This window comes from Bartonella sp. AP57NXGY (assembly GCF_042195805.1).
Taxonomy (GTDB): Bacteria; Pseudomonadota; Alphaproteobacteria; order Rhizobiales; family Rhizobiaceae; genus Bartonella.
In genome coordinates, this window is record NZ_JBHIOZ010000049.1 from 1 (window position 1) to 10,588 (window position 10,588).

The window sequence follows — 10,588 nt, forward strand, 5'->3', positions numbered from 1 at the left end:
TTTCCACCTGTGATTGCAAAATGTTTGTGTTGCCAAAAACAACTCCGCACCAATATTGGATTTGGGCATGGTGTCTTCTGACTTTTGAATGTTGGTGAATTTTGGTAGAAATTTCTGTCTCTGAAAGCGTTTCTTTTTCGCGTTGATCTGATTTTTGTAGAAGTTTAGTGACAGCTTCCTTCCCCATTAAGCGTTCATAGTTTTTGAGTTCTTGCTCTGGAGATTGTAAGAGGCTCTCTCTTGCCTGTTTTACGGCTTCTGTATAACAATCAACGGTGACACTGAGAGCGGAATAACTCTCTTCCGCTTGTCTACGCACTCGATTTTTAAAGCCCAACATGCTGGTGCCGGAAAGTTTAGCAAGACTTTCAGGATGGGCTGCCATGCGCCATGAGAGCTCCTCTCCTGCAGCGGGATTTCTTTGAATTTCCTGCATTTTTTCTTGCAAAATGTTTGGGTTACCATAGGCACTTGCGGATAAATGTTGGATTTCTTCTTGATAGGTTCGAACCAATGAATGGTGTGGAAGCAATAGAATGATCTCTTCCTCTGAGAGAACTCTTGTTGCCCTTTGTAATGCTGCTTGTGAAGGAATTGTTGCGTGTGTCGTTTCAGGTTTTCTCTGCCTTTTGGTAGAGCCGCCTCTTGTTAACGAAGCTGTTGGATTTGTTGATGCATATACAGTTTCTTCTCTTAAAAGAGATTGTCTTTCCTCATCTTCTTCCGGTATGGATGACAGTCTTTTGCTTTTTGAAGGCGTTTCTTTAAGAAGGGGGGCTGCTGCGCCTGAGACTTCTGCCGCTGCTTGTTCATAGAGCTTTATAAGTTCTTGTATTGAAGAGGATGGAAAAGGATGAGGGTGGGTTTTTTTCATGCATGTTTCCTTTCAAAAATTGTTTTAGAAAACCTCTTTGGTGCATTCTTGCCTTTTATGCTTGGATCGCTTTGAGATAAAAGAAATATCGAGCTGAATGAGCTTCCAAAGATCTGCGCTATTTGCAATCAGCTTAATGGACATTTGTGTCTTTTATACAGTTTTTTTGTGAAATATTATCAATAAGTTATCAATAGTCGGCATGAATTACAGGCGCCATTTTTAGGGCTATTTTTTGTAACATTCTAAAACAATTCTTGGCGCAATCGCGATAAAATGATTTGCGCCAAGAAACTCACTGAAAAAAAGATTACATGAAAAACAAAAACTATCTGTTTTTATGTTTATGCCCCCTTACATGGCATAAGCCATTCCTTTTTCTCCGTGTCTTTGTCGTTGAGGGCTGTGCTCTGGACTATTGTGTTCTTGTCCTCTTGTGTGATGATGACGATGATGATGATGGTGTCTCTCAACTTGCTGAGAATTTTCTTGATGGCGTCTTTGTTCCGCTAGAGGGGTTTGCGATAGTCTTGTTGCTGCGTCTTGTACAGCTTTCGTATAACCATCAACGGCATCAACGAGCGATCTAAAACCATCTTCAGCTGCTTTGCGTGTTTGATTTTTTAAGCCAAGTGTGGAGCGGCCAGCAAGTTTATGTATAGATTCAGGATTTTCAGCAAGTTGATTTGAAAGGTCTTTTCCTTTAGTGGGATCTGTAAGTATTCCTTGCAAGTGCTGCTGGAAAATCGTATCATCGCCATAAACAATTTTACTCCAGTGTATGACTTCTTCTGCATGTGCTTGGACGTGTGGATTTTTTAAAAGCATGACACTTATTTGATCAGCTGTGAGGGAAGATGGAGATCTTCCTCTTTGGTGCGGAGCAACCGTTGTATAGTCGGTTTCAGGATCTTCTGTCCTTTGATGTTTACCTCTTGAAGAAGGGGTAACGCTGCTAACTGATGCGTATAGAACATCAGTTTCATGTCTTGGAGAAGCAACCGTTGTATAGTCGGTTTCAGGATCTTCACTCCTTTGAGCATGATGTCTGTCTCTTGAAAGAGGGGAAGAGGTGCTAACTGATGCGTATAGAACTTCCTCTTCTGGGGTTGGACCGCGCTGGTTTCCTCTGGTTGGTTTATTAACTTTTGCATAGAGGGCTTCTGGATTTGCAGAAGGGCTTGGATGATGTTTTTTCATACATGTTTCCTTTCAATATTTTTAGAAAACCTCTTTGGTGCATTCCCCACTTTTAGTTTTGATAACTTTTATATAAGGAAGATATCCAACCGAATGACCTCCAAAGATTTTGCGCTATTCATATTGATATGTAATGAACATTTATGTCTTTTATACAGTTTTTTTATGAAATATTATCAATAAGTTATAATAAATTACAGAATCCATTTTTAGGACTATTTTTTGTAATATTTTAAAACAATTCTTGGTGCAATCACGATAAAATGATTTGCACCAAGAAACTCACTGAAAAAAATTACATGAAAAACAAAAACCTATCTGTTTTTATGTTTATGTCCACTTACATGGCAAAAGCCATTCCTTTTTCTCCATGTCTTTGTCGTTGTGGGCTGGGCTCTGGACTATTGTATTCTCGTCCTCTTGCGTGATGATGATGGTGGTGATGTCTGTGTTCTGGGTCTCTTTCTGGACTTTCGTGTCTTTGACTTCTTTCTCTTTCCTGCTCCCGTGTAAACTGTTTATGGAGCTTTTGTGTATTATGTATATGTCTCTCAAGAGCTGAGCAAAGGTGGGTAAACTCATCTTCAGCTTCTCTGCGGCTTGGAGATTTTACACCAAGTATTTTGTGACCTGCAAGCTTACCAGCGCTTTCAGGATTTTCTGCAAGCTCCAATAAGACTTTTTCTGCACCCTGAGGATCATCAAGGATCTTCGCAAGTGGTCCATTCAAAGCATGTTCGTTTTTATAAACAACTCTGCATCGCTCTTGGATTTCTCTTACACCATATTGAAAGTCTACGTTTGTTAAAAGCTTTGTTGTAACCACATCTTTTGGGGTTCTGGGAGGGGAGATTCTGCCTCCGCCAACGCCTTGATAGATGGGATTTTCTAGTTGTTCAGACTCTTGCCCGCCTTCAGCCCCCATGCCAACCGTTGTATAGACAGATTCGAGTGGTCTTTGGGGAGAGGGCTCACCACGTTCATCAAAGTTAAGCTCTGCATAGAGATGTTCTGGTTCATGGGGATGTCGTCCACCCTGTGCACCTCCACCAATTGTGTCATAGGGTGTTTGCCAACCTTGCGCTTCCAAGTCCGTTACTCTATAGGGGTCTACGAGTCTGTCGGCACGCCGCCCATCACTTGGTCTTCCACCAAGTCTGTCATAGGGATTTCCTAGTGGCTTTTGGGGAGCAAAGATCGTTTCTGCTGGTTGTTGAAGTGTATAGTGTTGTGGGTTGCGTTGTTCTTTGGGTGGTTTGTTAACCTTTGCGTAGAGGTCTCCTACATTAGAAGCTCCTAGATTTTGTTGTTCAAGTGGCTTTTGGGGAGCATAGATCGTTTCTGCTGGTTGTTGAAGTGTATAGTGTTGTGGGTTGCGTTGTTCTTTGGGTGGTTTGTTAACCTTTGCGTAGAGGTCTCCTACATTAGAAGCTCCTAGATTTTGTTGTTCAAGTGGCTTTTGGGGAGCATAGATCGTTTTTGGTGGTTGTTGAAGTGTATATTGTTGTGGGTGACTTTTTTTCATGGCTGTTTCCTTTCAATATTTTTAGAAAACCTCTTTGGCGCATTCCCCACTTTTTTGATATTTTTTAGGACAAAAGAAGAATATCAAACTGAATGGTCTCCAAAGACTTCGCGCTATTCATATTGATATGTAATGGACATTTATGTCTTTTATACAGTTTTTTTATGAAATATTATCAATAAGTTATAGGAGATTACAGGATTCATTTTTAGGACTATCTTTTGTAACATTTTAAAACAATTGGTGGGCGTAATGGAGATAAAATGATTGGTATAAAGAGTTCTGTTGGAAGGCAAAAGTTCACGCGTTTTTAGCCGGTAAGAGCCAGCGATGAGGAACGACTAACTTTCAAGCTGCGAGCTTGGCATTGTGCTTCTTGGGTGTTCTTTACAGTATTCGCAATTTCTTTTGCTTTGCTTTCCGATGTCCCAAGGAGGCAAGCTAGTCTGGTATAATCTTTTTCTTGTATGGCTTTACGATCTTCTGAGGATAGACGATTGTGTAGTTGTCGTGAAAAGGTATGGAGTTCTTGTCGCAGTGAACGAGAATGGAATAAAGCTTCCCTTTGTTGTTCTTCTGGTAAGGCAAAAAGGTTTTGTAAATTTTTTCCAGGTTTTTCGACAGTGTGGTTCAGGCGATTTTGTTCTCTTTGGTGTTGCTCTAGAATTGCATCTTTTGTTTGTTGTGTTATTGCGCCATAATTTTTAAGGGCTTGGCTGAGTTGTGGAACAGCCTGTTCGGCTTGTCTGCGATTTGAACTTTTCATGCCAAGTATTTTACTCCCAGCAAATTTAGAAATTGATTGAGGGTTTTGTAAAGTTTCATCGGCAAACTGATTTCCTAAGTTTGGAGCTGCCGTTATGATATCTAATGTTGTCTTTAAGGTGTGAGTTTTACCATAAACAGTCTTTGATAAATTTTCGATTTCTTTTCGGCTTCCTTCAACATAAGCGTCATTTGAAATCCTTTCAAATAACTCTTCATGGGTAAGAGGGGCTAAAGTTTCTTTTGGGATCAGTGTTTCTTTTAAGCTTTGAACGTTGGTTTTTTGAAAGCAGAGGCGGGCACCGTTTTGTAATGTTTTGACGAGTTCTGGGGTGAGATCATCTTTGTGTCCGACGACGAAAGCTCCCTCTACTTCCATGACAAAACCTTCTGCTGAAAAACCTCTAAAGACACCTTCATAGGTTACATCTTCTTTTGCAGCAACAACAACACGATTGTTAATTTCATCCAATCCAGCGTTTCTCATTTGGGAGATGAATTCTTTTAAAACAAGGGATTTTTGCGGATGCGTGATATCTTCAAAAAGATCTTTCATCGGTTGAGGATTGCCATATTGCATGGCTTCAATACAAGCTGTTGTCATGCGTCCTTTTGTGATGAAAGAAAAGTCAATGGTATGCCCTGCTGCTTGTCCAAGTTTTTCCATAAACATTCGATTGACGCGCCCATTCCCTTTTCTAAAAGGATGCGCGTGTTCAAGCGCCATAAAAACTTCAGCGGCACTTTCAGCAAATTCTTGGCGCGATAAACCTTTTAAATTGTTCTTTTCATTAAGTGTTTTTTCGAGTTGTTTTAGTTCTTTTTGAATCTTCGGTCCAATAGCAAAAGGAACTTCATAACCTTTGGGACGCATCGCCGGCATATGGGCAGAAGTGCCGTCTTCAAATGTAAAGGATGTATCGCGGGTGTGGCCCGCCCATTCAAAAGTTTCGTAGAAGAGGCTCCAGTGGATTAGTTTTAGATAGGAAGCATCAAATTTTTGTGGGGGTGGTTCATGGCGAAAATTTACGGCTGCTTTAGTGACGTCATGGGTACTGCGTTGATACAGTTTTTTAGGGTCTTTGATGCCATATTTATTTTTGAGTGTTTTGGTTCCTTTATATAGATAATTTTGCTCTAACATGTAATCTCTCCTAAGTAGGTAGGGTGATGGTTGATGAGCGTCTTAAACGCTGCATGTGAAAAATTCCCCTTCGCGTATTCTTTTGAGATTTTTGTTGTTATGAGAGGGAGTGCTTTTCCCTTCAGTGTATGGATGTTGTATCAATCGTTTTGTGATGCTTTTGAAAAGCTTTTCTGATGTTTCCTTTGTTTATTATCTTGTACTGTAAAATGCTGGTATTTAGGGCGCTGATATGAAGCCCATGAGTGGTCAGAAAATGGATTTTCTATAAATTGACTCTGGGTAAAATCTTCGTTTTTTGAGGTGTAAGGAAGAGGTCAAAAAGAAAAATGTTGCTTAAAATTGTTGTTTTTTCCTTTAACAAAGTTGTTTGCAAGAGCGCTTTGATGAGGGGCGTGGATATAGCGGGTGTAATCGCTCTTGGTTAGTGGATGGTGCTGGTACTTTTCATACACAGCTCTCAGATTGGTGAATCTATGGGCAAAAGCAGTCATCAAAAATTTTTCTCCATTATATTTTTTTATTGCTCCATATGAATATCTTGCCATACGAACATCTTTTTTGTGTATTTTTGCAACAAAATGTTTTTTACTTTGTGTTGTTGCTCTTATTGTGTGCGCTGCTTTAAGATTTAAGACCCATAAGAGAATAAAAACTTTTCTTTGGTTGGGGAGAAAAGCCTTTTTCAGCGCTTTATCATTAAAATAGAACACTTTATGATATCGTAAAGGGGGGAAAGCTTGTATAAGAATGATTTATTCATTTTGATGTATATCTTAAATATTTTTTGGGAAAAAATCGATGTTCTTGAGTGTAGGTGTTTTGAGAGTTGTTGTCTCAAAGATCAACCGTTTTTTTAAGTCTTGATATTGGTGATTAGCGTTGTGAAATGTTTTTGCTTGTTTGTAGGGGATAAATTATAAACAAAAAGCTTTGTAGGAATGTATTTGCAGGACGTTCTCAAGTGGAAATGTTGGTTTGGTTATAGGTGATTTGAGGGGGGTGGACTTTCTTGTAAAGACGATGGGTACTGGTAAAACGATACACAAAATACAAAAAGGAAAAAACACGGATTTTTTATCATGTTTTCCTTATGTGTGAAGAAGCGGTCAAAAACTTTTTGTTAACGGGTTTTTAAAAAATAGAAATGTATGTTGTTTTTGTGGTTGGACTTTTCATAGTCAAGATCTCATAATAGGAAGTTAGTTTTTCTTTTGTGGAGCAAAGCGGTTTTTTGCAGCTGCGGCTAACATTTCTTTCCTTCTGAAATAGATGGCGCAACCACATCGCGAAGGGGAGCCTTGCATCAGAATAATTTGTTCATCTTGACGCATTTCTCGGATAACTTCGTGGGGTAAAATGAGTGCTCTTTTTAAAATATTCATATAACCACGAAAATCGACTCCATCTAAGACAAATAAAATAGGCTTTTGTAACTTTCGTCGGTAGTAATCATGACGTTTAAAAGGAATTAACAATTATCCTGTCCAATTGCTTTGGATATGGTGTATATGCTATGTGCAAAATTGGTGGTAGGGCGCTTAAGTAGTCTGTTTTTTGCATGTATGATAAGAATATTAAAATATCTCTTCCACATAGGTGTTTAAATCAAAAAAACAAAGTTTCATATTTTTTAGTTGGCCATAGCAAGTGTATTTGAACGATTTTGTGTGCGTGTGTAGAATTGGCTATGAGTGTTCCTTGCTTTTTGAACAATGTCGGTAATTTCTCGTGCTTTCTGTTCTGATATACCAATACTTTGTGCAAGTGTTTCATAATCTTTGTTTGTGATCGCACTACATTCGTTTGATGAGAGACGATGTTCTAAACTGTTTATAAAAGTACGGAGCTCTTGGTGTAATTGAGGAGATTGAGACAAGATTTCTCTTTGTTTTTCCGGTGATAAAGCAAAAATATTTTTCAAGTTTTGACTGGGATTCTCTACCGCTTTTCCAAGGCGTTCTTGTTTAATTTTATGGTCTCGAGTGACTATATTATAGGTAGCTTCTACAGTATACACATAATTCTCAATTGCAAGAGAGAGCACATCAAGATAATTTCGAGCGTGTACACGTGCCGGATTTTGTAGACCGCATATACTAAAACCTGCAAGAGGAGAAACAGAGTGCGGTGCCTGTTTAATCTGATTAGCAAACTGTCTGCCTAATTCTGGATTTTTAATAATCTCTTCTATCTGTTCGTTTAATACGTTTGCGTCACCATAAACAGCTTTTGCGTAAGCTCGGACTTGCTTTTGAGCTTTGAGAACGTAACTATCTAGCGCAACTGTTTTGGCACATTCACTTTTTGTGAGAGGCGCTAATGTTTCTTTTGGAATAAGCGTGTTTTCAAGCTCTTTGCTGTTGGGGGCGGTAAAGGTAATGATATCACCAGGTTTTAGTGTTTTTAATCGTTCTGGTGTGAGATCATCTTTGCTACCAATGATGTAAGTTCCTTGCATATCGAGTATAAAACCTTCTGAATAACAACCTTTATAAGTTCCTATATAGGTTTCTCCTGCCTTTGTTGCCATAACAAGGCGATCATCCACGTTGCGTCCCGTATTGTTTATGTGGTCCATAAATTCTTTTAAAAGACGTATTTTGGGGGGATTGGAGATATCCTCAAAAAGATCTTTCAACAGTTGTGTATTGCTATATTGCATTGCTTCGCTACAGGCAGCCATCATACGTTTTTGTGTGACAAGCGAAAAGTCAAGCTGATGTCCTGCAGCTTTGGCAAGATTTTCAAAAAAGACTTGTTCTGTGTGCTCATTGCCATCTATGAATGGGTGGATTTTGTGAAGAGTATAAAATAGACTCGTTGCTTCCTTGACAAATTCTTCGCGTGTTAAGCCTTGCAAATTGTCTTTTTCGGCAAGCGTTTGATCTAATTTTTGTAAGAGTTCAGGGATTTCTTCACCGGTTGCAAAATTATTGCCCCATTCCATTCTTTTCATTTCTGGCATGGCGGCAATGCTATCGTCTGTAAATGCGAAGGGGATATGGCGCAGATGTCCAGCCCATACAAAGGTATTTTTAAACAATTGTTGGTGGATATGGCATAGATAAGTTGAATTAAAATATTCTGGCAGGGGTTCTGCACGCAGATTGATCATGGCTTTTTGCCTATCATGTGAGCATTTTTCCAGAAAACGTTTTAAATCTGTTTCTCCATATCTATTTTTGAGAATTTGGGTACCAAGATAGATATAATTATGGGGTGAGGGAATTCCTTTTGTTTTTTCTTTTGCTTTGGGCATTGTTACATTCCTTATAATGTTACATTGTCTATGAGAGTGTGTTAAACTTTTTGTTTGAAAATCCCCCACGCATATTGTTTTGAGATGTTGAGACTTGGGTGAGGAAAAAATCCCTCAAATTCGTAGGTGTTTTTGAGTGTATCAATCTTTATCTTGGCATTTTTTTCTTTTACTGAGAGAGAATGGTTCATTTGGGTTGTTTTCATGCATATTGTCTTTTAATTTTTTTGTAGAAAAATTTCCCTATAAAAGCGGTGCCTTCAAAAGTTTCCTGATAGGATTCTCAAGGCATAGATATGATTGGTATTTATTATTTGGAGATGAGGAGAGTGCTTTATAAAGAAAATTGGCATTGGTAAGCACAGGCATAATACCATCATTTAAAGACTTTTCCCCATATTTTTCTTGTTGTATCAAGCGGGAATTCCTTCTTTATAGGCTTTTATGAGATAGAATCTCTGCTTTTATCCTTTGATGTTTTTGTTTTGATGCATTGCCTCCATTAGAGGGTGTTTTTTAGTTTTTCTTTTGTGGAGCAAAGCGGTTTTTTGCAGCTGCGGCTAACATTTCTTTTCTTCTAAAATAGATCGCTCGACCACAACGTAAAGGGGGTTGTCCTTGCATCAGAATAATTTGTTCATCTTGACGCATTTCTTGAATAACTTCGTGGGGTAAAATCAGGGCTCTTTGTTGGTAATTGACGTTGTATGAACTCTTTCCTAAAGATAAACCTCTTGATTTGTTTGTTCCGGTTACTTCAACGGTCATTTGGCCACAGCGTTCTGAAATGTCTTTGGCAGTTTGGAGATCTTTAATGGCAGCATAGCTGACAAAGGAACAACTTTCAAACCATGAACGTGCTCCTGCTTCTCCAAAGTGGTTGACCAACTGGCCAGAGGATTGATAGAAGAGCATCAAGGATGTACCGTATTTACGTCCACGGTCGCGGGCTTCTTCTAAAATATTCATATAGCCTAAAAGATCAACTTCATCTAAGACAAATAAAACACGCTTTTTATAGTTACCGTCTGCTGTAACCATGGCATTGAGAAAGGCGCCAATAATCACACGTCCAATAGCTGGATAACTGTTTAAAATGCTTGCGGGGAGATTGAGAAAAACATCTGTATTGCCATTGGTAATATCTGAGGAAAAAAAATCATCTCCGCAGACAAGATCTGCATAATTGGATAAAGAAAGCCATTGGGTGTCTTTTGAGGCGGTGGTATAAACCCCTGAAAAGGTTTGCTCTGCCATTTCTGTAAAAATACCAACCATTTCACGAATAAAAGGAGAAGGTGTTGTTTCTTGAATCATGCGTAATTGATTAACAACAGCTGTTTCTGATTGAGAGAGAATACCACGCAATGTTTTTAAATTGCGCTCGCTGTCTTCATATTCATCAGAAAATACAACATGAGCAAGAAGAGCTGTTAATAGATTATGGGCTTGTGTTGAGAAATATTCCGCTGAAGAATTGTCTGATTTTTTATCTGTAAGGAGCAACTTGGAAAAGCTTACAATATTCGCTTCGCGTTGTGTGCGTGGTACGCTGTCGTCTAAAAGCCAATCGATGACATTAAAATTTTTTGTTAAAAATGAATTGGGATCGAGAACAATGACATTTCTATTCCCTATCTTTTGACGCGCAAATTTGACCATTGGGGCAACTTCTGTTGAAGGATCAAGACAAACAATAGACCCTGGATAGGTTAAACACGTAGGAACTACTGTACTTGTGGTTTTATAGCCACCAGAACCAGCAAAAAAGATCATATGAGTTGAACCAAAATCAAGATTAAAGGTTAGCAAAGGGGC

The 10,588-nt window shown here is 38.8% G+C and carries 6 protein-coding genes and 1 pseudogene; all 7 read right to left on the minus strand.

Annotation, left to right across the window (positions count from 1 at the left end):
• The coding region (locus ACFIL8_RS05970; RefSeq protein WP_375689123.1) for a BID domain-containing T4SS effector at nucleotides 1-874 on the minus strand (874 nt) is incomplete at its 3' end.
• A 354-nt stretch (nucleotides 875-1,228) separates the two neighbouring features.
• Nucleotides 1,229-2,074 (minus strand): BID domain-containing T4SS effector, encoded by an 846-nt coding sequence (locus tag ACFIL8_RS05975; RefSeq protein ID WP_375681943.1) that lies wholly within the window; start codon nucleotides 2,072-2,074, stop codon nucleotides 1,229-1,231.
• Nucleotides 2,075-2,414: 340 nt separating this feature from the next.
• The gene (locus ACFIL8_RS05980; protein WP_375689125.1) at nucleotides 2,415-3,599 is read right to left on the minus strand and encodes a BID domain-containing T4SS effector; all 1,185 of its coding nucleotides are present in this window, start codon (nucleotides 3,597-3,599) and stop codon (nucleotides 2,415-2,417) included.
• 310 nt (nucleotides 3,600-3,909) lie between these two features.
• Nucleotides 3,910-5,508 (minus strand): BID domain-containing T4SS effector, encoded by a 1,599-nt coding sequence (locus ACFIL8_RS05985; protein WP_375689127.1) that lies wholly within the window; start codon nucleotides 5,506-5,508, stop codon nucleotides 3,910-3,912.
• A 1,202-nt stretch (nucleotides 5,509-6,710) separates the two neighbouring features.
• A pseudogene (locus ACFIL8_RS05990) lies at nucleotides 6,711-6,893 on the minus strand (type IV secretory system conjugative DNA transfer family protein); the annotation flags it as partial.
• 248 nt (nucleotides 6,894-7,141) lie between these two features.
• The gene (locus ACFIL8_RS05995) at nucleotides 7,142-8,770 is read right to left on the minus strand and encodes a BID domain-containing T4SS effector (RefSeq protein WP_375689129.1); all 1,629 of its coding nucleotides are present in this window, start codon (nucleotides 8,768-8,770) and stop codon (nucleotides 7,142-7,144) included.
• A gap of 516 nt (nucleotides 8,771-9,286) precedes the next feature.
• The coding region (traG, locus tag ACFIL8_RS06000) for a Ti-type conjugative transfer system protein TraG (protein ID WP_375689131.1) at nucleotides 9,287-10,588 on the minus strand (1,302 nt) is incomplete at its 5' end.

Bases quoted from the DNA above. Each gene is read 5' to 3' on its own strand.
- ACFIL8_RS05975 (WP_375681943.1), bottom strand. From the start codon at position 2,074: ATGAAAAAACATCATCCAAGCCCTTCTGCAAATCCAGAAGCCCTCTAT.
- ACFIL8_RS05980 (WP_375689125.1), bottom strand. From the start codon at position 3,599: ATGAAAAAAAGTCACCCACAACAATATACACTTCAACAACCACCAAAA.
- ACFIL8_RS05985 (WP_375689127.1), bottom strand. From the start codon at position 5,508: ATGTTAGAGCAAAATTATCTATATAAAGGAACCAAAACACTCAAAAAT.
- ACFIL8_RS05995 (WP_375689129.1), bottom strand. From the start codon at position 8,770: ATGCCCAAAGCAAAAGAAAAAACAAAAGGAATTCCCTCACCCCATAAT.